Genomic DNA, 24,157 nt, shown 5'->3' on the forward strand with positions numbered 1-24,157 from the left:
CGACACCCCGCCCGGCGGCGTCGCCCGACTCGCCCTCGTGGACCGCGACCCGCGTATGGAAGGACAACCCCGTCGATGACCGATCGCACGACGACATCCCGGGCCGGGATTCGCGGCTTTCGCGCGGGCGACGGCCCGCGGTTGGTGGAGGCATGGCGCCGCAGTGCGCCGGCCGACCCCATCACCCCGGACCGCTTCCGCTCCCTGGTGCTGCTCGACGCCAACTTCGATCCGGAGGGGCTTCGGGTCGCCGTCGACGGCGACCGTGTCGTCGGCGCCGCCTACGCGGTGCGCCGTCTGACGCCGATGGCCGGCACCGACCTGGAGCCGGGGCAGGGCTGGATCCCGTTCTTCTTCGTCGACCCGGCCGCCCGCGGGCGCGGCCTCGGCCGCCTGCTGCTGACCGAGGCCCTCGACTGGCTGCACGGCCACGGCCGCACCCGGGTGGACTTCTCCTCGTACACCCCGAACTACGTCCTGCCCGGCCTGGACGCCGAGGCGTACCCGGAAGCCGCCGGGCTCCTCGAGTCCCTGGGCTTTCGCACGCTGTACGAGGCGGCGGCGATGGACCGCGGCCTGGTCGGCTATCGCATCCCGGAGGATGTCGCGTGCCGCTCGGACGAACTGACGGCGCGGGGCTACCAGTTCGCCACCCCGTGCGACGACGACCTGGTGGACCTCTTCGCGCTCGCCGGGAACCACTTCGGCCCGGACTGGGCGTGCACGATCCGGCAGTGTCTGGCCGCGGGCACACCGCTCGACCGCATCGTCGTCGCCCGGGACCCAACGGGTCGCCTGGTCGGCTGGGCGATGCACGGCACGTTCGATGCGGTGGACGAGCGGTTCGGTCCGTTCGGCGTACTGGAGGAGATGCGCGGCACCGGAGTGGGCAAGGTCCTGCTCCACCTGGTCCTGGAGCGGATGCGGGCGCGCCGTGCGCACTCCGCGTGGTTCCTGTGGACCGGCGAGCAGTCCCCGGCGGGCCACCTGTACCGCAGGAGCGGTTTCACCACGACCCGGGTGTTCCGCGTGATGCGCCGGGAGGCCGCCGGATGACGCCGTCACGCCGCGGCGGCGGCCTGAGCCGCCGTCACGCCGCGCTCGCGCTCCCCTCGGCGCTGCTCGCCTCCGGATGCGCCGCGCCGCACCGGGGCACCGGGCGGCCCGGGGACCCGATCCTGCTCACCCTGCTCTCCCACTACGCGAGCGGGGTGCTCAAGGAGGCCCTGCGGGGCCCGGTCGACGAGTGGAACGCCACGCACGACCGGGTCAAGGTGCGGACGAAGGCCGTCGAGTTCACGGACCTGCTGACCACGTTCATGGTCCGGCAGGCCGCGGGCCAGGGCACCGACATCCTCCAGCCGTACTGCCTGTGGAACGGCCAGCTCGTCCAGGCCGGTGTCCTGCGACCCGCCCCCTCCGAGCACGCCGAGGAGATCACCCGCGGCTACGGCGAGGCCGCGGTCGGCTCCTCGTCGGTGGGGGGCAGGGTCTACGGCTACCCCACCGAGGTGCAGACGTACGCCCTCTACTACAACAAGCGGCTGCTGCGTGAGGCCGGCGTCGACGGCCCTCCGCGCACCTGGCGGGAGCTGGAGGACACGGCGTACCGCACCACCGAGCGGGACCGGTACGGCAACACGCTGGTCCAGGGGTTCGGGCTGTCGACGTACGACGACTCCACCACCGTCGGCCAGACCCTCGCTCTGCTCAACGCCGCCGGCGGAAGGTTCGTCTCCGCGGACGGCAGGAGCACCGCCATCGACTCGCCGGCCGGCCGGGCCGTGTTCGATCTGGAGCACCGCCTCGTCGCCAAAGGCGCGAGCGACCCCGGCGTCAACGTCTACAAGGCGTTCCAGTCCGGGCAGGTGGCCATGGTGGTCAGCGCCGGCTGGTGGACCGGGAGCCTGAAGGAGCAGATGGGCGAGGACTACCGTGATGTCGGCGTCGCGCCGCTGCCCGTCCCCGAGGCGGACGACAAGCGCGCCACGCTCTCCACCGGCTTCATGCTGGGGGTCAACGCGGCCAGTGAGCACCCGCGCGAGGCCTGGGAGTTCCTGCGCTGGCTCAACACCGAGAAGGTGCGCGTGAAGAGCGCCGGGAAGGGCGCGACGGCGACCCGGATGAGCTCCCTGCAGGTGTCGGTCGGCTCCCTGACCGGCCGCGCCGACGACATGCGGACACTCCTGAGCGAGGGCACCGATCCGAACCTGCGCCCGTTCCTGGACGCGCTGGCCTACGCGGTGCCGGAGCCGAACGTGCCGGGCGCGCAGCAGGCCAAGTCGCTGCTGCGCAAGAACATCGAGGCGCTGTGGACCGGTCAGCGGTCGGTCGACGAGGCACTGCGCACCACCCGTCGTCAGATCGACCAGGAGGTGTCGCGCTCATGGTGAACACCCTGGCGCCGGACACGACCGAGCGGGTGCGCGGCCCACGGTCCGCCACGCCCGCCGTCGACGGCCGCGGCCCGACCCGGCGCCGGCGTCGGCAGGCCGTCGTCGCCTATCTCTTCCTGGCGCCGACGTTGCTGTTCTTCGCGGTCCTCCTGATCCTGCCGCTCGGCTTCGCGCTGCTGCTGTCGATGTCTCACTGGGCGGGGTTCGCCCTCGGCGACATCGATCCGGTCGGCCTGGACAACTTCGCCCGCCTCTTCGCGGACGGATCGACGTTCCTCGCGCCGATCCTCACCAACACGCTGCTGTTCGCCCTGGGCACCGTGGCCCTCGCGCTCGCCGGCTCCGTGCTCGTCGCCACCTGCGTCGACAAGCTGCGGTTCCAGGGGCTGTGGCGCACCCTGTACTTCCTGCCGATCGTCACGACCGTCGTCGCCGTCGGCAACGTGTGGAAGTACATGTACGAGCCGGGCGGCCTCGTCAACGGCGTCCTCAATGGCCTCGGACTCGGCTCGGTGGCGTTCCTCCAGGACCCGGACACCGCGCTGCCCTCGGTCGTGGTCGTCCAGGCCTGGGCCTCGGTCGGCTCGGCGATCCTCGTCCTGACCGCCGGGCTGAAGTCCATTCCCGAGCCGTACTACGAGGCCGCCGCGCTCGACGGCGCCGGGCCCGTCACCGTCTTCTGGAAGATCACGGTGCCGCTGCTGCGACCGTCCCTGCTGTTCGTGTGCATCACCCAGTTCCTCACCGGCCTGCAGTCGTTCGCTCTGATCATCGTGATGACCAGGGGCGGGCCGGGTGACGCGACCAATGTGGCCGCGCTGGAGATGTACCGGCAGGCCTTCGGTTACGGCGACTGGGGCACCGCGAGCGCCGCCGCCTTCGTGCTGTTCGTGGTGGTCCTGGTGGTCACCCTGGTGCAGTTGTGGTTCTTCCGGCGCAAGGGGGAGGACGTATGATCCGCCGCCGTTTCCCATGGTTGTCGTATCTGCTGGTCGTGACCGGCGCCGCGCTCATGGTGGTGCCGTTCCTCGACATGGTGATGACGTCCTTCAAGGGGCCCGGCGAGTACGGCACACTGCCGTACCGGTTCCTGCCGAAGGCGTTCGACCTGTCGAACTACCGGGCGGCGGTCGGCCAGCTCGATCTGCCGGTGCTCTTCCGCAACAGCGTCATCGCCACCGCCGCGATCACCGGTTCGGTACTGCTCACGTCGTCGCTCGCCGGCTACGCGCTCGCCAAACTCCGCTTCCCCGGCCGGGACTTCATCTTCCGTCTCGTGCTGTCGACGATGATGTTCCCCCCGTTCCTCTTCCTCATCCCGCACTTCCTGATCCTGGTGCACTGGCCGCTGGCGGGCGGCAACGACCTGTTCGGGCGCGGCGGCGCGGGCCTGACCGTCAGCATCGCGGCGCTCGCCATGCCGTTCCTCGTCAACAGCTTCGGGATCTTCCTGATGCGCCAGTTCATGGTCTCGATCCCGGACGAGGTCCTCGAGGCCGCGCGCATCGACGGGGCCGGCGAGTTCGCCGTGTGGTGGCGGATCGTGGTGCCGCAGACCATGCCGGTCGTGGTGACGCTGGGGCTGCTGACCTTCGTCGACGCCTGGAACGAGTACATCTGGGCGCTGCTCGTCTCGACCGCCAACCCGGACGTGATGACCCTGCCCGTCGGCATCCAGCTCCTGCAGGACTACGTCGACCCGACCCGCTCGATGCCCATCGTCATGGCCGGCCTCGTCCTGAGCATCCTGCCGGTCCTGATCCTCTTCCTGCTGCTGCAGAAGTACTACATCCGCGGCGTCATGCTCAGCGGCCTCAAGTGAGGACACGGGGGCTTCACGAACAAGCCAAACCCGGAGGTTCCAGGGCGGCCGGCGAAGCGGCGGTCGACGGGTTCGTATACCGAACATGACCAACCGGAGAACGAACCAATTCCAGCCAAGTTCCTGACGCGGTCCTGACAGAAAGCGAGATCTGCTGCCACTCTTCCCACGGCAACTTCACAGCAACCTCACAGCACCACCCGCCGTGTCGCTGCCGTAGACCCCCATGCAACTGGTTCCGCGTTCCGCCCTGTTCTGCCCGGACGGGTACCCACCCCGCCCGGATCCCCACTGGCCGCGCGAGCCGTGGCCACGCAGAAGGAGTCAGTGTTGAGCAGCAGTTCCTCCCACAGACGCACCTCCCACACCACTCAGCGCCGTGTCGCGGCCGTCGCCCTCGTCGGCGTCTCCGCCCTGCTGGCCGCGGCCGTCCAGTCGGGCGCCGCGAGCGCGGCCCCCCAGAAGTCCTCCCTCGGCAAGATCAACCGAGGTTCTCTCGCCGTCCAGCTCACGCCTTCGCAGCGCGCCGAGCTGATACGCGACGCGGACGCCGCCAAGGCGGCGACCGCCAAGGACCTCGGCCTCGGGGCCGACGAGAAGCTCGTCGCCCGCGACGTCATCAAGGACGCGGACGGCACGGTCCACACCCGCTACGAGCGCACCTACGCGGGGATCCCGGTCCTCGGCGGCGACCTGGTGGTCGACACCACCAAGGCCGGCAGGACCGAGCGCGTCATCAAGGCGACGCGGGCCTCCCTCAAGGTCGCCTCGCTCACGCCCGCCATCGCCGCCTCGAAGGCGGAGAAGCAGGCCCTCTCCCTCGCCAAGGCCGACGGTTCGAAGAAGACCGACGCCGACCGGGCGCCCCGCAAGGTGATCTGGGCGGCGGACGGCAAGCCGACCCTGGCGTACGAGACGGTCGTCGGCGGCTTCCAGGACGACGGGACGCCGAACCAGCTGCACGTCATCACCGACGCGGCCACCGGCAAGAAGCTCTACGAGTACCAGGGCATCGAGACCGGTATCGGCAACACCCAGTACAGCGGGCAGGTGACGCTGACCACCACACAGTCGGGCTCCAACTACACGCTCACCGACGGCGCGCGCGGCGGCCACAAGACGTACAACCTCAACCGCGGTACGTCCGGCACCGGCACCCTGTTCTCGCAGACCAGCGACACCTGGGGCAACGGCACCACGTCGAACGCCGCCACCGCGGGCGCCGACGCCCACTACGGCGCCGCCGAGACCTGGGACTTCTACAAGAACACCTTCGGCCGCAGCGGCATCAAGAACAACGGCGTGGGTGCCTACTCCCGGGTCCACTACGGCAACGCGTACATCAACGCGTTCTGGGACGACGGCTGCTTCTGCATGACGTACGGCGACGGGGCCGGCAACGCGGACCCGCTGACCGCCATCGACGTGGCGGGCCACGAGATGAGCCACGGTGTCACCTCCAACACCGCGGGTCTCAACTACAGCGGTGAGTCCGGCGGTCTGAACGAGGCGACCTCGGACATCTTCGGCACCGGCGTCGAGTTCTACGCGGGCAACGCCTCCGACCCCGGTGACTACCTCATCGGCGAGAAGATCGACATCAACGGCGACGGCACCCCGCTGCGCTACATGGACAAGCCCAGCAAGGACGGCGGCTCGGCGGACAACTGGTCCTCCAGCGTGGGCGGTCTCGACGTCCACTACTCGTCCGGTGTCGCCAACCACTTCTTCTACCTGCTGAGCGAGGGCAGCGGCGCCAAGGTCATCAACGGCGTCAGCTACAACTCGCCGACCGCCGACGGCCTTCCGGTCACCGGCATCGGCCGCGACAAGGCCCTGCAGATCTGGTACCGGGCGCTCACCACGAAGTTCACCTCGACCACCAACTACGCGGCGGCCCGCACCGGCACGCTCGCGGCGGCGGGCGAGCTGTACGGCACGACGAGCGCCGAGTACACGGCGGTGCAGAACGCCTGGGCGGCCGTGAAGGTCGGCTCGCGTCCGGGCGGTGGCACCGGTACGTCGTTCGAGAACACCGGCGACGTATCGATTCCGGACAACGGGGCGGCCGTCACGTCCTCGGTCACGGTCACCGGCCGTACCGGCAACGCCCCGTCGAACCTTCTGGTCGACGTGGACATCGTGCACACCTGGCGCGGTGACCTGGTCGTGGATCTGCTGGCCCCGGACGGCACGGTGTACCCCCTGAAGGCCTTCAGTTCCTCCGACTCGGCGGACAACGTCCAGGAGACCTACACGGTCAACGCGTCCTCCGAAGTCGCCAACGGCACCTGGAAGTTGAGGGTCCAGGACAAGGCCGCGCAGGACACCGGCTACATCAACAGCTGGAAGCTGACGTTCCCGTAGGCCGCGCTTGAACACACGGCACCGAGAGGGCGCCGCCCCGGGGTCCGACCCCGGGGTGGCGCCCTCTTTGCCGTGCCATGACCACGCTTTTGTTGCCGCTTGACCAAGATCGAGATCCGCGCAACGAACAGTGATCTTCATTCAACGGACGCTTTTCAGCCAAGATTTCATCGCCCTCCTGACATGTACGCGTCCTGGATGTCAGTCTTCCACCGCACGGCTCACCCGCACCGCAACTTCACACCTTCCGTACGGCCACCCCACGCCGTCCGGTCGCCCCCACAAGAGGAGATTGCGTGACCCCCCTCTACGCGCGTCACAAGCGCACCACTCTGGCCATCGCCACCGCTGTGGCTGCCGGAGCACTGCTCACCACCGGTCTGACCACCGGTGCCTCCGCCCAGACCGAGTCGGCCGCCGCCAAGGCGAAGCTCCCCGGCGCCACGGTCCTGCTCTCCAACGCCGCACGCACGAGCCTGATCCAGAAGGCCGACGCGGCCGCGCCCGAGACCGCCCAGCAGATAGGCCTCGGCGCCAAGGAGAAGCTCGTCGTCAGAGACGTCCTCAAGGACGCGGACGGCACGGTGCACACCCGCTACGAGCGCACGTACAACGGCCTTCCGGTCCTCGGCGGCGACCTGATCGTCCACGAGTCCAAGGCCGGCAAGACCGAGGGCGTCACCAAGGCCGTGAAGACGGCCATCAAGGTCGCCTCGCTGAAGCCGCAGGTCACCACCGCGAAGGCCGAGAAGCAGGCCCTCACCCTCGCGAAGGCCGCCGGCTCGGAGAAGACCACGGCCGACCGGGCCCCCCGCAAGGTGATCTGGGCCGCCACCGGCAAGCCCACCCTCGCCTACGAGACGGTCGTCGGCGGTCTCCAGGACGACGGCACCCCCAACGAGCTGCACGTCATCACCGACGCGGCCACCGGCAAGAAGCTCTACGAGTACCAGGGCATCGAGACCGGCACCGGCAAGACCCTCTACTCGGGCACGGTCACGCTCAACACCACCCTGTCGGGCTCGACGTACCAGCTGACCGACGGCACCCGCGGCAGCCACAAGACGTACAACAAGTCGCACACCACCTCCTCCTCCGCGGGCACCCTGTTCACCGACGCGGACGACACCTGGGGCACCGGCGCGGCCTCCTCGTCCACCACCGACCAGACCGCGGCCGCCGACGCCGCGTACGGCGCGCAGGAGACGTGGGACTTCTACAAGAACACCTTCGGCCGCAGCGGCATCAAGAACAACGGCGTCGGCGCGTACTCCCGCGTCCACTACGGCAACGCGTACGTCAACGCGTTCTGGGACGACAGCTGCTTCTGCATGACGTACGGCGACGGCTCCGGGAACACCCACCCGCTGACCTCGCTGGACGTGGCCGGCCACGAGATGAGCCACGGCGTCACCGCCAACACGGCCGGTCTCAACTACTCGGGCGAGTCCGGCGGCCTGAACGAGGCGACCTCCGACATCTTCGGCACCGGCGTCGAGTTCTACGCGGGCAACTCCTCCGACGTGGGTGACTACCTCATCGGCGAGAAGATCAACATCAACGGCGACGGCACCCCGCTGCGCTACATGGACCAGCCCAGCAAGGACGGCGGCTCCGCCAACTACTGGTCCTCCTCGGTCGGCAACCTCGACGTGCACTACTCGTCGGGTGTCGCCAACCACTTCTTCTACCTGCTGTCCGAGGGCAGCGGCGCGAAGACGATCAACGGGGTCTCCTACAACTCCCCGACGTACAACGGCTCGACGGTCACCGGCATCGGCCGCGCCAAGGCCCTGCAGATCTGGTACAAGGCGCTGACGACGTACATGACGTCGACGACCAACTACAAGGCCGCCCGCACGGCCACGCTCTCGGCGGCCTCCGCGCTGTACGGCTCCACCAGCACGGAGTACGCGACGGTGGCCGCGGCCTGGACCGCGGTCAACGTGAGCTAGTGCCCCCGGGTTCCCAGGAACCCACCCAGGCGCCTTGGGCGGTACCCGGAGAGAAGGCATCTCCGGGTACCGCCCTACGCTGTCCCCATGGTCTCCCCGGACAACCCCTTCACCTACGAGGACGTGGGCGCGACGCGCGACGGCCGCTGCCCGCCGGGGTTCCACCCCCTGCACCTGCGCACCCGCGTCGGCGAGGGCGAGGCCGTCTTCCGCGCCGCCTCCGAGGCCGTCATGACCTGGGAGATGCACCGCGCGATGGGCGTGGGCATCACCGCCACCGCCGACAAGGCGGCCCCCGGAGTCGACGTCACCGTCGGACTCGGCCCCCTCAAGGCCCCCTGCCGTGTGGTCTGGACGGTCGAGGAGTACCGCCGGGCCGGCTGGGCCTACGGCACCCTGCCCGGCCACCCCGAGCGCGGCGAGGAGGCCTTCGTGGTCGACCGCACGGGCGACGGCACGGTCTGGCTGACCGTGACCGCCTTCAGCCGTGCGGCCAAGTGGTACACCCGTGCGGGCGGGCCGGCGACCCGCGGACTCCAGCAGGCCTACGCGCGGCGCTGCGGGACGGTACTGCGCCGGATGTGCGCGGGGTTCGAACCGTAGGCCGCGGCTCGAACCGTAGGCCGCGCCCTCAGCGCATGAGGACCCCGGCCTCCTCCCCCACCTCCTCCGAAGGCACCGTCACCAGGCCCAGCTCGGCGCCGGACGCGAGCAGCCGGTGCGTGGGGAGAATGCGGACCGTGTAGCCGAACGGGCCGGTGCGGTCGAGGGAGAGCGGGCCCTCGTACGCCCATCGCCCTTCCGGGTCCGGACCGCCCACCGGTTTCAGCGGGACGCAACTCGCGTCCGCGATCCGGTCCTGCGAGTCGACGCGGCCCGAGACCGCCTGGACCTCGACGTCGTCCGGGGCGAGGTCGGCCAGCGCCACGCGCACCCGCAGGGAGAGGGTCGTGCCCAGTTCGGCGGTCGTGGTGGCGGCCGAGGCCTCCAGATGGTCGACCGTGACCCGGGGCCAGGCCGCCCGGACGCGGGACTTCCAGACCGCCAGTTCACGAGCCGTGTCCGGGGCGAGGGAGCGGTGCGCGCGGGCCGCGGGGGCGTACAGGCGCTCCACGTACTCGCGCACCATCCGGCCCGCCAGGACCTTCGGGCCGAGCTGGGTCAGCGTCTGGCGGACCATCTCGATCCAGCGGTCGGGCAGCCCGCCCTGGCCCCGCTCGTAGAAGCGCGGCGCCACACGCTGTTCGAGCAGCTCGTAGAGGGCCGCCGCCTCCAGGTCGTCACGGCGGTCGTCGTCGGTCGCCGTACCGTCCGCCGTCGGGATCGCCCAGCCGAAGTCCGGCTGGAACCACTCGTCCCACCAGCCGTCCAGGACGGAGAGGTTGAGACAGCCGTTGAGCGCCGCCTTCATACCGGACGTGCCACAGGCCTCCAGCGGGCGGAGCGGGTTGTTCAGCCAGATGTCGCAGCCGGGGTAGAGCTTCTGCGCCATCGCCATCCCGTAGTCCGGGAGGAAGACGATGCGATGGCGTACGCGGGGGTCGTCCGCGAACCGGACCAGCTCCTGGACGAGTCGCTTGCCGCCGTCGTCGGCGGGGTGCGCCTTGCCCGCGACCACGATCTGGACCGGGCGTTCGGCGTGCAGGAGGAGGTCCATCAGCCGGTCGCGGTCGCGCAGCATCAGGGTCAGGCGTTTGTAGGACGGGACGCGGCGCGCGAAACCGATCGTGAGGACGTCCGGGTCCAGCACCCCGTCGATCCAGCCGAGTTCGGCCGTACCGGCGCCGCGCTGGCGCCAGGAGGCGTGCAGGCGTTCCCGTACCTCGAGCACCAGCTGCTCGCGCAGCACCCGGCGCAGGTCCCAGATCTCCTGGTCGGCGATGTCCGCCACCGCGTCCCAGCGGTCCGAGCCGCCGACCGTCATCGCGTCCTCGGTGCGCTGGGCGCCGATCTGGCGGGCGCCGAGACGGAAGACCTCCGGTGCCACCCAGGTCGGTGCGTGCACGCCGTTGGTGACCGAGGTGATCGGTACCTCGTCGGGGTCGAAACCCGGCCACAGGCCGGCGAACATCTCGCGGCTGACCTGCCCGTGGAGCAGCGACACCCCGTTGGCCCGCTGGCCGAGCCTGAGCCCCATCACGGCCATGTTGAAGACGTTCGGATCACCACCCGGGTAGGTCTCCATGCCGAGGCCGAGGATCCGCTCGACGTCGATGCGGGGGAGTTCGGCGTCCGGGCCGAAGTGGTGGGCGACCAGTTCGCGGTCGAAGCGGTCGATGCCCGCGGGGACGGGGGTGTGGGTGGTGAAGACGGTACCGGCGCGGACGGATTCGAGCGCGGCCTCGAAGTCCAGCCCGTCGTCCCCCTCGCCGAGCTCCGCGATGCGCTCCAGGCCGAGGAAGCCCGCGTGGCCCTCGTTGGTGTGGAACACCTCGGGCTGGGCGTGGCCGGTGAGCCTGCAGTACGTGCGTACGGCGCGCACTCCGCCGATGCCCAGCAGCATCTCCTGCAGCAGCCGGTGCTCGCTGCCGCCGCCGTACAGCCGGTCGGTCACCCCGCGTTCGCCGAGGTCGTTCTCCTCGACGTCGGAGTCGAGCATGAGGAGCGGGACGCGGCCGACCTGGGCCAGCCAGATGCGGGCGCGCAGGGCGCGGCTGCCGGGAAGGGCGAGGGTGACCTGGGCCGGGGTTCCGTCGGATTCACGCAGGGGTACGAGAGGCAGTTCATTGGGGTCGAGGACGGGATAGTGCTCCTGTTGCCAGCCGTCGCGGGACAGGGACTGGCGGAAGTAGCCGTGCCGGTAGAGAAGTCCTACGCCGATGAGAGGTACGCCCAGGTCGCTGGCGGCCTTGAGGTGGTCGCCGGCGAGGATGCCGAGGCCTCCGGAGTACTGGGGCAGGGCGGCGGTGATGCCGAACTCGGGTGAGAAGTAGGCGACGGCGGCGGGCAGATCGGGAATCCGGGTCTGGGTCTGATACCAGCGCTCGCCCGTCACGTAGTCGCGCAGGTCGTCCGCGACGGCGGCGAGGCGGCGCAGAAAGCGGCGGTCCTCGGCAAGTTCCGCGAGGCGCCGGGGAGGGACGTTGCCGAGCAGGCGTACGGGGTCGCCGTCGGCGGCGGTCCAGCGTTCGGGGTCGACGGACTGGAAGAGGTCACGGGTCTCGGCGTGCCAGGACCAGCGCAGGTTGCGGGCGAGGTCACTGAGCGGGTGAAGGGCGTCGGGCAGTACGGGGCGAACGGTGAATCTGCGGATTGCCTTCACGAGTTCCACCTTCACGAAAGACGTATGCGGCAGGGTGGGTATGCGGCAGGACGTACGTCACCCACGACGGTAGCGGCGAGGGTGTTTCCACAACACGGCGCATCGAGTCGGCGGGTCGGGGACGTGGGGGCGTGTCGAGGCCGTCGCCGCCGGATCAGACGTGGGCCGGGCAAGCGAGCCGCTGCTCGATCCGAACGTAAGCGACGGCCTTGCGACACACCCCCACGCCCCCTTCCGCAGTCCGCCGACTGCGGGTGATGGGAACACCCCGCAGACAGGGCGGGGCGCAGCCCCCGCCTCAGGGGCGCGGGGAACTGCGCGACCAGCCCCCACCGGCCCGCAGGCAAACGAATCGGCCAAGCGGGGATCACGGGGCGCAGCCCCGTCCCAGGGGCGCGGGGAACTGCGCGAACGGCCCCCACCGGCCCGCAGCCGACGAACTCACCCCAACGGCCCCACCGGCGGAGCCCTCGGCCGGAAATCGACGCACCCATTCCGCCCAACCCCCGGAGGGTATGGCCGATTCCGCCCGCATGGGCGGCCTTGTGGTGCTTCACACCACACGAGAGGCTGCCAAGTGGTGTACCCGCGGCCGCGATCACGTACCGGTCGGCCCCGGTCGGCGTACGCCGACTTGAGGAGGGGAACTCACGTCATGGCACAGACGAGAACGCGGCGTCTGCGCTGGGCAGGATGCCTCACCGCGGTCACGACGGCCGCGGTGCTTTCGGCCATCACCCTGCCCGCGCACGCCGCCCCGGAGGGGCGGATACTCGGCGCCGGTGACCCCGGCTCCGTCAGCGGTAGTTACATCGTGACGCTCAAGGGGGGTACGAAGGCTCCGTCATCGGCGGGTAAGGGCATCGCCGAGAAGTACGGGGCGAGAATCAGCCACACGTACGGCACCGCGCTCAACGGATACGCGGTCGAGGTGGGCGAGAAGCAGGCGCGGCGGCTCGCGGGGGACTCCCGGGTGGCCTCCGTGGTCCAGGACAGCCGGGTGACGCTCGACCACTTCGAGAAGAACCCGCCGTCCTGGGGGCTGGACCGGCTCGACCAGCCCGCGCTGCCGCTCGACAAGGGCTACACGTGGCCGGAGTCGGCGGGCGCGGGCGTGACGGCGTACGTCATCGACACGGGGATTCGGATCACGCACAAGGACTTCGGGGGGCGGGCCGGTTACGGCTGGGACTTCGTGGGCGACGACAAGTCGGCCGGGGACGGGAACGGGCACGGGACCCATGTCGCCGCGACCATCGCCGGGACGACCTACGGCGTGGCGAAGAAGGCCAAGGTCGTGTCCGTGCGGGTGCTCGACAACGCCGGGTCCGGCACCACCGCGCAGGTCATCGCCGGTATCGACTGGGTGACCCGGCACGCGCACAAGCCGGCGGTCGCCAATCTGAGCCTGGGCGGCTACGCCAACGCCCAGTTGGACGCCGCCGTACGCAACTCCATCGCCTCCGGAGTGACGTACTCGGTCGCGGCGGGCAACGACGGACTGCCCGCCGGGCTGTACTCCCCCGCCCGGGTCAAGGAGGCTCTGACGGTCGGGGCCAGTGACCAGGCCGACGCCCGGGCGAGCTTCTCCAACTTCGGTGCGGTCCTCGACCTGTTCGCGCCCGGCGTGGCGATCACTTCGGCGTCGTACACGAGCGACACCGGGAAGGCGACCTTCTCCGGCACGTCGATGGCGAGCCCGCATGTCGCGGGCGCGGCGGCGCTCTATCTCGCCGACCACCCGAAGGCGACCCCGGCCCAAGTGGGCAAGGCGCTGGTCGGGCGGGCCGTCTCCGGGAAGATTCGCGGCGCGGGGTTCGGTTCGCCGAACAGGCTTCTACAGGTCGGCCGTTCATAAGGAACCGCCGCAGCAGGCACCGGTCTCGCCCGTCGAACGAGGCCGGTCCTGTGTGTAGACATACGCGTAAGTAGTTAGCAACCTGCCGGATTGCTCACCCGAATAGGGTGGGAAGGCTCCCCCGGTACGCCCCGCAGGCCCCACCTCCCCACACCGTCATCCGCCCACCCACGTTGACGCGGACAGGAGCGGTCATGCCCGCCACGCACCACACGTCGCCACCCCCGACGACCACCTCCGACACACCCCCCCTACGCAAGGTCGACGCCGTCCCCCGCGCCCCGGAGCAACCCTCCGACCAGGCCGGCGAAGGCGGCGAGAGCGTCGGACGCATTCCCGTCGTCGACGTTCGGCCCCTCGTCCTCCAAGGCCGCCGCCCGGCCAAGGCGGTCGTCGGTGAGGCCTTCGAGGTCTCGGCCACCGTCTTCCGTGAAGGCCACGACGCCGTCGCCGCGAACGTCGTCCTGCGTGATCCGGAGGGCCGCACCGGCCCCTGGACCCCGATGCGCGAACTCGCCCCCGGCACCGACCGCTGGGGCGCCACCGTCCGTGCCGCGAGTACCGGCCACTGGACGTACACCGTGGAGGCCTGGAGCGATCCGGTCTCCACCTGGCGCCATCACGCCGGGATCAAGATTCCGGCGGGCATCGACACGGAACTGGTTCTGGAGGAGGGCGCTCGGCTGTACGAACGCGCGGCTGCCGGAGTGCCGAAGAGCAAGGGCAGAAGGGAGGTCGTCCTCGCCGCGGCGGACGCGCTGCGGGATGTCGGCCGCGGCGCGGCGGCCCGGCTCGCCGCCGCCCGTACCCCTGAAGTGGACAGGGTCCTCGCTCGCCATCCGCTGCGTGAGCTGGTCAGCCGCTCGCAGCCGTTGCCCCTGCTGGTGGAGCGCGAGCGGGCGCTGTACGGCTCCTGGTACGAGTTCTTTCCGCGTTCGGAGAGCGGATATCTCGATCCGCCGGTGCACGGCACCTTCCGCAGCGCCGCCGAACGGCTGCCCGCCATCGCGCGGATGGGCTTCGACGTCGTGTATCTGCCGCCGATCCATCCCATCGGGACCACCTATCGCAAGGGGCCCGACAACACGCTCTCGGCGGGGGCCTACGACGTCGGTGTGCCGTGGGCGATCGGATCTCCGGAGGGCGGGCACGACGCCGTTCATCCGGACCTCGGCACGATCGACGACTTCGACGCCTTCGTGAGGCGGGCGGAGCGGGAGGGGCTGGAGATCGCTCTCGACTTCGCACTGCAGTGCTCGCCGGACCATCCCTGGGTGGAGAAGCACCCCGAGTGGTTCCACCACCGGGCGGACGGGTCGATCGCGTACGCGGAGAATCCGCCGAAGAAGTACCAGGACATCTATCCGATCGCCTTCGACCAGGACATGCCGGGGCTGGTCCAGGAGACGCTGCGGGTGCTGCGGTACTGGATGAGCCACGGCGTACGGATCTTCCGCGTCGACAACCCGCACACCAAGCCGGTCGTCTTCTGGGAGCGGGTCATCGCGGACATCAACCGCACCGACCCGGACGTGATCTTCCTGGCCGAGGCGTTCACCCGGCCCGCGATGATGCGCACGCTGGGGGCCGTCGGCTTCCAGCAGTCGTACACCTATTTCACCTGGCGCAACACGAAGGAGGAGCTCACCGATTACCTGGGTGAGCTGTCGGGGGAGGCGGCCGCTTACATGCGGCCCAATTTCTTCGTCAACACCCCTGACATCCTGCACGAGTTCCTTCAGCACGGCGGGCGGCCGGCCTTCGAGCTGCGTGCGGTGCTCGCCGCGACGCTGTCTCCGACCTGGGGCGTCTACAGCGGATTCGAGCTCTGTGAGAACACCCCGCTGCGTGCGGGCAGCGAAGAGTACCTGAACTCCGAGAAGTACCAACTGCGTCCGCGGGATTGGGAGTCGGCGGAGCGGGAGGGTCGTAGCATCGCGCCGTTGCTGGGTGCGCTCAACACCATCCGGCGGCGCAGCCCGGCCTTGCGCCAGTTGCGCGATCTTCACTTCCACCACACGGACAAGGACGCGGTGATCGCCTACTCGAAGTCGGTCACGGACGGGAGCGGATCGAACACGGTTGTGGTGGTGGTCAACCTCGACCCCCACCACACCCAGGAGGCGACGGTCTCGTTGGACATGCCGCAACTCGGCCTGGACTGGCACGAGTCCGTGCCGGTGCGCGACGAGCTCACCGGCGAGACCTACAACTGGGGCAGGGCCAACTATGTGCGTCTTGAGCCAGGGCACAGCCCCGCGCACATCCTCACCGTCCTGCGACCGTCCTCACCGCAGATCGGAGGGTCACCCACCACATGATCGTCAACGAGCCCGTCCCGGACACCTTCGAGGACACTCCGGCCAAGGACCGCGACCCCGAATGGTTCAAACGCGCCGTCTTCTACGAGGTCCTGGTCCGCTCCTTCCAGGACAGCAACGGCGACGGAGTCGGCGACCTCAAGGGCCTCACCGCGAAACTCGACTACCTGCAATGGCTGGGCATCGACTGCCTGTGGCTGCCCCCGTTCTTCAAATCCCCCCTGCGCGACGGCGGCTACGACGTCTCCGACTACACCGCCGTCCTGCCCGAGTTCGGTGACCTCGCCGACTTCGTCGAATTCGTCGACGCCGCCCACCAGCGCGGCATGCGCGTCATCATCGACTTCGTCATGAACCACACCAGCGACCAGCACCCGTGGTTCCAGGAGTCGAGGACCAACCCCGACGGGCCCTACGGCGACTACTACGTCTGGGCCGACGACGACAAACAGTACGAGGACGCCCGGATCATCTTCGTCGACACCGAGGCCTCCAACTGGACCTTCGACCCGGTCCGCAAGCAGTACTTCTGGCACCGCTTCTTCTCCCACCAGCCCGACCTCAACTACGAGAACCCGGCCGTCCAGGAGGAGATCGTCTCCGCGCTGCGGTTCTGGCTCGACCTGGGCATCGACGGGTTCCGGCTGGACGCGGTGCCGTACCTGTACCAGGTCGAGGGAACGAACTGCGAAAACCTTCCGGCAACGCACGAGTTCCTGAAGCGGGTCCGCAAGGAGATCGACACGCACTATCCGGACACGGTGCTGCTGGCGGAGGCGAACCAGTGGCCCGAGGACGTCGTCGACTACTTCGGCGACTTCCCCTCGGGCGGCGACGAGTGCCACATGGCGTTCCACTTCCCCGTCATGCCGAGGATCTTCATGGCGGTGCGCAGGGAATCCCGGTACCCGGTGTCGGAAATCCTGGCGAAGACTCCGGCGATCCCGTCCAGCTGCCAGTGGGGCATCTTCCTGCGCAACCACGACGAGCTGACCCTCGAGATGGTCACCGACGAGGAACGCGACTACATGTACGCGGAGTACGCCAAGGACCCGCGTATGCGCGCCAACATCGGGATCAGGCGGCGGCTCGCGCCACTGCTCGACAACGACCGCAACCAGATCGAGCTGTTCACCGCCCTGCTGCTGTCACTGCCCGGCTCGCCGATCCTCTACTACGGCGACGAGATCGGGATGGGCGACAACATCTGGCTCGGCGACCGCGACGCGGTGCGCACCCCGATGCAGTGGACACCCGACCGCAACGCCGGCTTCTCCTCCTCCGACCCCGGCCGGCTCTTCCTGCCCACCATCATGGACCCGGTCTACGGCTACCAGGTGACCAACGTCGAGGCCTCCATGTCCTCACCCTCGTCACTGCTGCACTGGACCCGCCGCATGATCGAGATCCGCAAACAGAACAAGGCCTTCGGCCTCGGCTCCTACACCGAGCTGCAGTCCTCGAACCCGGCGGTCATCGCGTTCCTGCGCGAGGCCCCCTCGACCGAGGACGAGGGGGACGACCTCGTGCTCTGCGTGCACAACTTCTCCCGCTTCGCCCAGCCCACCGAACTGGACCTGCGAGCCTTCAACGGCCGCCACCCGGTCGAACTCATCGGCGGGGTGCGATTCCCGGCCATCGGGGAGCTGCCGTACTTGCTCACCCTCGCGGGCCATGGCTTCTACTGGTTCCGGCTCCGCAAGGACGCCGTCTAGAACCGCGGCGGGGCGGTTTCCACCGTCCCGCCCTGGGCACGCATCAGTAACACCCCGACTCCCCCGGTCTCCGGGCCCCTGGGGAAAGGACGCGACGTCATGTCGGAAGCCGCAACCCACTCTGTCACGGCCCCCGTCGCACACCCCGAGTTGCTCGCGTCGCTCGATCCGCTGCTGCGGCAATGGCTGCCACGGCAGCGCTGGTTCGCGGGCAAGGGACGTCCGGTCACCGGGTTCTCCCTGGTGACGGCCAACGAACTGCTGCCCTCGACGGGTCAGCTGGGCCTGCTCCACCTGCTCGTGCGGGCGCACCAGCCACTCACTCCCGCCCAGGGAGCCACTCCCCAGCCCGGTGACTGCTACCAGCTGCTCATCGGCGTACGCGAGGCACTCCCGCCGCGCCTCGCGCCCGCGCTGATCGGACACGTGACGGAGGGGCCGCTGGCGGGACACACGGTCTACGAGGCACTGCACGACCCGCGCCCCGCCGACGTACTCCTGGAGGCCCTGCGCACCCGGGCCCGCATCGGCGAGCTGCGCTTCGAACGGGAACGGCACCAGGAGATCCGGGGCGGTCTGATCCCGCGCCTGATCACCGCGGAACAGTCCAACTCGTCCCTGGTCTTCGGAGATACGTTCATCCTCAAGCTGCTGCGCCGCATAGTCCCGGGGGTGAACCCCGATCTGGAACTGCCGCTGGCGCTCTCCCGGGAGGGCTGCCCGCGGGTACCGGCACCGACGGCCTGGATGGCCGCCGACCTGGGCGAGGAGACGTACGTCCTGGGAGTGCTGCAGCCCTTTGTCCAGGGCGCGGTGGACGGCTGGGAACTGGCGCTGAGCGGACTGGCCAAGGACGACGATCCCAGCGGCGAGGGCTTCGCGGGGGAGGCGCGGGCGCTGGGCCGGGCCACCGCCGAGGTGCACACGGCCCTCGCCCGTGCGCTGCCCACGGTCACGCTGGGGCATGTGCAGATGGAACTGCTCGTCGCCGCCATGACCGAGCGGCTGGCCGCGGCCGCCCAGGCGGTGCCCGCGCTGCGGCCGTACGCCCCCGGTCTGCGCACCGCCTTCGAAGCGCTGGCCGACCTGGCCGGCGAGGGGCGGACCTGGACCGCTCAGCGCATCCACGGGGATCTGCACCTCGGCCAATGTCTGCGCGCGCCCTCCGGGGAGTGGTCGCTCATAGACTTCGAGGGCGAGCCGTCGAAACCGCTCGCCGAGCGCCGCATGCCCCAGCCGCCCCTGCGGGACATAGCGGGGATGCTCCGCTCCTTCGACTACGCGGCCCACGCGCTCCCCCAGGCTCTCGGCCCCGCCCGGTCGGGCGGGACCCCGATCCCGCGGGCGTCCGGCTGGGCCGACACCTGCCGGGCCGCGTACTGCACCGGCTACACGGACGTCGCCGGCCGCGACCCGCGCGCCGATCCCGTACTCCTGCGCGCCTACGAGACGGACAAGGCGATCTACGAAGTCCTGTACGAGGCCCGGCACCGGCCCGACTGGCTGCCGGTGCCGATGGCGGCGATACGCAGGCTCGCCGCATCCCCCTGACCTTCCCCACCTCACCCCGCCGAGGAGGCCCTGCCCGTGACGCCCCGCCCCCCGTCCGACGACAGTCCGAAGAAGAACGGCGCCAAGAAGTCGGCTGCCGCCAAGAAGACCGCGGCCAAGAAGACGGCGGCCAAGAAGGCTGTGGTCAAGAAGGTCGCTGCTCAGAAGCCTGCCGGGAGCAAGACCGCGAAGGACTCGAAGGACTCCAAGGACTCCAAGGACTCCAAGGACTCGGCGAAGGGGGCCGGGGCGAGGATTCCCGAACCACGGGCTGCCGAGCCGAACGTCGCCGAGCCCGCCGTCGCCGACGGCGCTCCCGTCCTCGCCGGGCTGGAACCCGGCGACCGCGAGCGGCTGCTCTCCGGCACGCATCACGATCCGCACGGGGTGCTCGGCGCCCATCCGGTGCCGGGCGGTGTGGCCTTCCTGGCCTTCCGTCCGTACGCGCTCGGGGTGACCGTCGTGACGGACGGCCTGCGGGCCGAGCTGCACGACGACGGGGACGGGTTCTTCTCGGGGCTGGTGCCGCTGCGCGCGGTCCCGGAGGCGTACCGGCTGCTCGTGGCGTACGAGGGGACGGTTCAGGACACCGAGGACGCGTACCGCTTCCTGCCCGCGCTCGGGGAGTTCGATCTCCATCTGCTCGGCGAGGGACGCCACGAGGAGCTGTGGCGGGCCCTGGGTGCGGAGCCGATGGTGCACCAGGGCGTGACCGGCACCCGTTTCACGGTCTGGGCGCCGAACGCGCGCGGGGTCCGCCTCGCCGGCACCTTCAACTTCTGGGACGGCACCGGGTATCCGATGCGGTCGCTCGGCTCCTCCGGGGTGTGGGAGCTGTTCGTGCCGGCGATCGGCGAGGGCGAGCTCTACAAGTTCGAGATCACCCGCCCGGACGGCTCCCGCACCCTGCGGGCCGACCCCATGGCCCGCCGCACCGAGGTTCCGCCGCGCACGTCGTCGGTCGTGCACGCCTCGCACCATGTGTGGCGGGACGAGGAGTGGATGGCGGCGCGCGGGGCCCGTCCGGTGCACGAGGCACCGCTGTCGGTGTACGAGGTCCACCTGCCCTCGTGGCGCCCCGGCCTGACCTACCGCCAACTGGCCGAGCAACTGCCCGCCTACGTCCGCGACCTGGGCTTCACCCATGTCGAGCTCATGCCGGTCGCCGAGCACCCCTTCGGCGGCTCCTGGGGCTACCAGGTCACCGGTTTCTACGCCCCGACCGCACGGCTGGGCACCCCCGACGACTTCAAACACCTCGTCGACGCCCTGCACCGGGCCGGGATCGGCGTCCTCATGGACTGGGTACCGGCCCACTTCCCGCGCGACGAATGGGCGCTGGCCGAGTTCGACGGACGCCCCCTGTACGAACACGCGGACCCCCAGCGGGCCGCCCACCCCGACTGGGGCACCCTCGAATTCGACTACGGGCGCCGCGAGGTACGCAACTTCCTCGTCGCCAACGCCGTGTACTGGTGCGAGGAGTTCCACATCGACGGACTGCGCGTCGACGCGGTCGCCTCGATGCTCTACCTCGACTATTCGCGGGAGCCGGGGCAGTGGACCCCGAACGAACACGGCGGCCGGGAGAACCTCGACGCCGTCGCCTTCCTCCAGGAGATGAACGCCACCGTCTACCGCCGCGCGCCCGGTGTGGTGACGATCGCCGAGGAGTCCACGGCCTGGGACGGCGTCACCCGGGCCACCCACCACACCGGACCCGGGGGCTTCGGGGGGCTGGGGTTCGGGCTGAAGTGGAACATGGGGTGGATGCACGACTCGCTGAGCTATGTGCAGCACGAGCCGGTCCATCGCAAGTACCACCACAACGAGATGACGTTCTCGATGGTGTATGCCTACAGCGAGAACTACGTCCTGCCCATCTCCCACGACGAGGTCGTCCACGGCAAACGGTCACTGGTGTCGAAGATGCCCGGCGACTGGTGGCAGCAACGCGCCACCACCCGCGCCTACCTCGGCTTCATGTGGGCCCACCCCGGCAAACAACTCCTCTTCATGGGCCAGGAATTCGCCCAGGGCGCCGAATGGTCCGAAGCCCACGGCCCCGACTGGTGGCTCCTGGACCCCGCCTACCCCGCCGAACCCGACCACCGCGGCGTCCGCGACCTCGTCCGCGACCTCAACACCGTCTACCGCCACGAACCCGCCCTCTGGCAACGCGACACCGACCCCGCCGGCTTCACCTGGATCACCGGCGACGCCGCCGACGACAACGTCCTCGCCTTCCTCCGCCACGACGCCGACGGCACCCCCCTGCTCGCCGTCTCCCACTTCTCCCCCGTCGTCCGCCACGACTACCGCCTCGGCATCCCCGAGTCCGTACCCGCCTGGCACGAAGTCCTCAACACCGACGCCGCCCACTACGGCGGCAGCGACGTCCACAACCCCCACCCGGTCAAACCCGAGCCCCATCCCGCCCACGCCCACCCCACCAGCCTGCGGCTGACCCTGCCTCCACTCGCCACGATCTGGCTCCGCCCCGCCTGACGCCTCCGGCGACCATGGCGTCAGCGGTCGCGCGCGGGTGATGCCGACGAGGGGCGGGGCGAGGTTCGTGGACTCCTCGCCCCGCCCGGCGGTCAGACGGTCGCCGCCCGCAGTGCCTGAGGCAGCTCGCCCGTGTACACGATCCCCAGCGCCTGCGTCGCCCGCGTCAGCGCCACGTACAGGTCGCTCGTGCCGTACCGCGCCGGTTCGACCACGAGGACGGAGTCGAATTCCAGCCCCTTGGCCTGGCGGGGGTCGAGGAGGACGACCGTCCGGGTCAGGTCGGGCTCCTCCCCCGCCGTCACGTCCTCCAGCCGGTCCGCGAGCGAGGTGTGCAGTTCGCGGGGTGCGATCACCGCGAGTCGCCCCTCGGCGGGGGTCAGTTCGGCGACGGCCTTCGCGACGGTGCCGGGCAGGTCGTCCCCGGCGACGCGGGCCCACGGCCGTACACCCGTCGAACGCACCGAGCGCGGCGGCTCGAAGTCCGGGTGCCGCGCCCGCAGGACGCCCGCCGCCACGTCCATGATCTCGGACGGGGTGCGGTAGTTGACGGCGAGGCGCTTGTGCTCCCAGCGGTCCTCGACGTAGGGGGTGAGGATCTCCGACCAGGATCCCACTCCGGCCGCCTCGGCGGTCTGCGCGGGGTCGCCGACCAGGGTCATCGAGCGGGTCGGGCTGCGCCGCATCAGCAGGCGCCAGGCCATCGGCGAGAGTTCCTGTGCCTCGTCGACGATGATGTGGCCGAACGCCCACGTCCGGTCGGCCGCCGCTCGTTCGGCGGCGCTGCGGTGGTCGTCCTCCTCGTGCCGCTCGGCCATCCGCTCGGCGTCGATGATGTTGTGCGCGGACAGGATCTCGGAGTCCTCCTCGTCCTTGTCCTCGAACTCGTAGGTACGGGAGGCGTAGGACACGTCCAGCACGCCCTGCGCGTACGCCACCTGGGCGCGGCGTTCCTGGTCGGCGAGGGCGCGGGCGACGCGGTCGTCCTCGCCGAGCAGTTCGGCGGCCTCGTCGAGGAGGGGAACGTCGGCGGTGGTCCAGGACAGGGTGACCGGGCGGCGGATCGCGGCCGCGTCCTCGTCCGGGACATATCCCTCCGGGTCCGCGAGGAAGTCGGCGACCAGGCGCTGCGGGGTCAGCCGCGGCCACAGCTCGTCGATGGCCGACCAGACCTCGGGGTTCTCCGCGAGGTCGTCACGGATCTGGGTGATGTCGCTCGGGTCGAGCAGGTTCGAACCGTCGAAGGGGTCGGTGCCGATGCGCTCGGCCAGCATGTCGGTGAGCGTGTTGAGGATGTGGCCCTCGAAGTACTCGCGGGCCACGTTGTGCGGCAGTTTCGCCTCGCGGGTACGGTCCCGGGCGACCTGGACGAGCCCGGCGTCGAGCATCAGGACGTCCCGGTCGTGCTCGATCGCGATGACCGGGTCGGGCAGCGCCTGGCGGTCCTGGACCACGGCGGCGAGCACCTCGGCCATGTCGGCGCGGCCCTTCACGGCGGCGGCCCGCGGGGTGTCGGTGGCGGTCGCCCTGACGCCGGGGAACAGTTCGCCGACGGTCGCGAGCAGCACGCCCGTCTCGCCGAGCGAGGGCAGTACCTCGCCGATGTAACCGAGGAAGGCCGGGTTGGGGCCGACGATCAGGACGGCGCGCTTCGCCAGCAGCTCCCGGTACTCGTACAGCAGGTACGCGGCCCTGTGCAGCGCCACGGCCGTCTTTCCGGTGCCGGGGCCGCCCTCGACGACCAGCACGCCCTTGTGCGGGGCTCGGATGATCCGGTCCTGTTCGGCCTGGATGGTCTGCACGATGTCGCTCATGCGGCCGGTGCGCGCCGAGTTCAGCGCGGCCAGCAGTACGGCGTCGCCGGTCGGGTCCTCGTGGCCGGTGCGCTCGTGGTCGCCGAGGTCGAGGATCTCGTCGTGCAGGTCGGTCACCCGGCGGCCGTCGGTGGTGATGTGCCGACGGCGGCGCAGGTCCATCGGCGTGTGGCCGGTGGCGAGATAGAAGGGGCGGGCGACCGGGGCCCGCCAGTCGATGAGGATGGGGGTGTGATCGGTGTCGCCGGCGCGGATGCCGATGCGGCCGATGTGATGGCTGACGCCGGAGGTGAGGTCGATCCGGCCGAAGCAGAGCGAGCCGTCCACGGCGTTCAGCGCGGCGAGCAGGCCCGAGCGCTCGGCGACCAGCACGTCCCGTTCGAGCCTGGCCTGCATGGGCGTGCTGCCCTGCGCGAGCGCGTCGCCGACGGAGGCCTCGGTGTCGCCCCGCAGCACGTCCACGCGTGCGTACAACCCGTCGATGAATTCCTGCTCGTGCAGCAATTCATCGTCGGGAAATCCTGTGGTGCCCTCTGCGTTTGAGCCCCTGTTTGACAATTCCGCTCCCGGCCGGATATACTGCGCTCA

Annotated in this window: 14 protein-coding genes; 12 read left to right on the forward strand and 2 right to left on the reverse strand. The window is 70.2% G+C overall.

The window, feature by feature from the left end; all coding sequences use genetic code 11:
• The first annotated feature begins 75 nt into the window (after nt 1-75).
• From OG568_RS18065 to OG568_RS18095, 7 genes are all read left to right on the forward strand, one after another.
• Entirely contained in the window at nt 76-1,056 is a 981-nt protein-coding gene (locus OG568_RS18065; RefSeq protein WP_329532324.1) for a GNAT family N-acetyltransferase, read from the forward strand.
• Nucleotides 1,053-2,393, forward strand: a complete 1,341-nt coding sequence (locus OG568_RS18070; protein ID WP_329532325.1) for an ABC transporter substrate-binding protein — start codon at nt 1,053-1,055, stop codon at nt 2,391-2,393. Before OG568_RS18065 ends, OG568_RS18070 begins: the two co-directional genes overlap by 4 nt.
• The gene (locus OG568_RS18075; RefSeq protein WP_329532326.1) at nt 2,387-3,352 is read left to right on the forward strand and encodes a carbohydrate ABC transporter permease; all 966 of its coding nucleotides are present in this window, start codon (nt 2,387-2,389) and stop codon (nt 3,350-3,352) included. The genes OG568_RS18070 and OG568_RS18075 overlap by 7 nt, the downstream gene beginning before the upstream one ends.
• Nucleotides 3,349-4,218, forward strand: coding sequence for a carbohydrate ABC transporter permease (locus OG568_RS18080; protein ID WP_329532327.1), 870 nt, complete (start codon nt 3,349-3,351; stop codon nt 4,216-4,218). Before OG568_RS18075 ends, OG568_RS18080 begins: the two co-directional genes overlap by 4 nt.
• Nucleotides 4,219-4,548: 330 nt before the next feature.
• A complete protein-coding gene (locus OG568_RS18085) occupies nt 4,549-6,585 on the forward strand; it encodes a M4 family metallopeptidase (protein WP_329532328.1) in 2,037 nt (678 codons plus the stop codon).
• 296 nt (nt 6,586-6,881) lie between these two features.
• Nucleotides 6,882-8,540 carry a M4 family metallopeptidase gene (locus OG568_RS18090; RefSeq protein ID WP_266628778.1) on the forward strand — a complete coding sequence of 553 codons (1,659 nt, stop codon included), beginning with the start codon at nt 6,882-6,884 and terminating at the stop codon, nt 8,538-8,540.
• An 87-nt stretch (nt 8,541-8,627) separates the two neighbouring features.
• Nucleotides 8,628-9,143 (forward strand): DUF1990 family protein, encoded by a 516-nt coding sequence (locus OG568_RS18095; RefSeq protein ID WP_266431246.1) that lies wholly within the window; start codon nt 8,628-8,630, stop codon nt 9,141-9,143.
• A gap of 28 nt (nt 9,144-9,171) precedes the next feature.
• Here the strand turns inward: OG568_RS18095 and glgP are convergent, their stop codons facing one another.
• Complete coding sequence (glgP, locus tag OG568_RS18100; RefSeq protein WP_329532329.1) at nt 9,172-11,802, reverse strand: alpha-glucan family phosphorylase; 2,631 nt, start codon at nt 11,800-11,802, stop codon at nt 9,172-9,174.
• 655 nt (nt 11,803-12,457) lie between these two features.
• Between glgP and OG568_RS18105 the strand changes: the two genes are divergently transcribed.
• The 5 genes from OG568_RS18105 to glgB all read left to right on the forward strand — a co-directional run bounded on the left by OG568_RS18105 (nt 12,458) and on the right by glgB (nt 21,755).
• A complete protein-coding gene (locus OG568_RS18105; RefSeq protein ID WP_329532330.1) occupies nt 12,458-13,660 on the forward strand; it encodes a S8 family peptidase in 1,203 nt (400 codons plus the stop codon).
• A gap of 194 nt (nt 13,661-13,854) precedes the next feature.
• Entirely contained in the window at nt 13,855-15,981 is a 2,127-nt protein-coding gene (locus OG568_RS18110; protein ID WP_329532331.1) for an alpha-1,4-glucan--maltose-1-phosphate maltosyltransferase, read from the forward strand.
• Nucleotides 15,978-17,696, forward strand: a complete 1,719-nt coding sequence (gene treS, locus OG568_RS18115) for a maltose alpha-D-glucosyltransferase (RefSeq protein WP_266585908.1) — start codon at nt 15,978-15,980, stop codon at nt 17,694-17,696. Before OG568_RS18110 ends, treS begins: the two co-directional genes overlap by 4 nt.
• A 99-nt stretch (nt 17,697-17,795) precedes the next feature.
• Nucleotides 17,796-19,247: a maltokinase N-terminal cap-like domain-containing protein gene (locus OG568_RS18120; protein WP_329532332.1), complete on the forward strand. Its 1,452-nt coding sequence runs from the start codon at nt 17,796-17,798 to the stop codon at nt 19,245-19,247.
• A 36-nt stretch (nt 19,248-19,283) separates the two neighbouring features.
• Nucleotides 19,284-21,755 (forward strand): 1,4-alpha-glucan branching enzyme, encoded by a 2,472-nt coding sequence (glgB, locus tag OG568_RS18125; RefSeq protein ID WP_329532333.1) that lies wholly within the window; start codon nt 19,284-19,286, stop codon nt 21,753-21,755.
• A gap of 92 nt (nt 21,756-21,847) precedes the next feature.
• Here the strand turns inward: glgB and OG568_RS18130 are convergent, their stop codons facing one another.
• Nucleotides 21,848-24,145 carry a HelD family protein gene (locus OG568_RS18130; protein WP_443077869.1) on the reverse strand — a complete coding sequence of 766 codons (2,298 nt, stop codon included), beginning with the start codon at nt 24,143-24,145 and terminating at the stop codon, nt 21,848-21,850.
• Nucleotides 24,146-24,157 lie beyond the last annotated feature (12 nt).

It is taken from the genome of Streptomyces sp. NBC_01450 (genome assembly GCF_036227505.1).
In the GTDB taxonomy this organism is placed as follows: Bacteria; Actinomycetota; Actinomycetes; order Streptomycetales; family Streptomycetaceae; genus Streptomyces.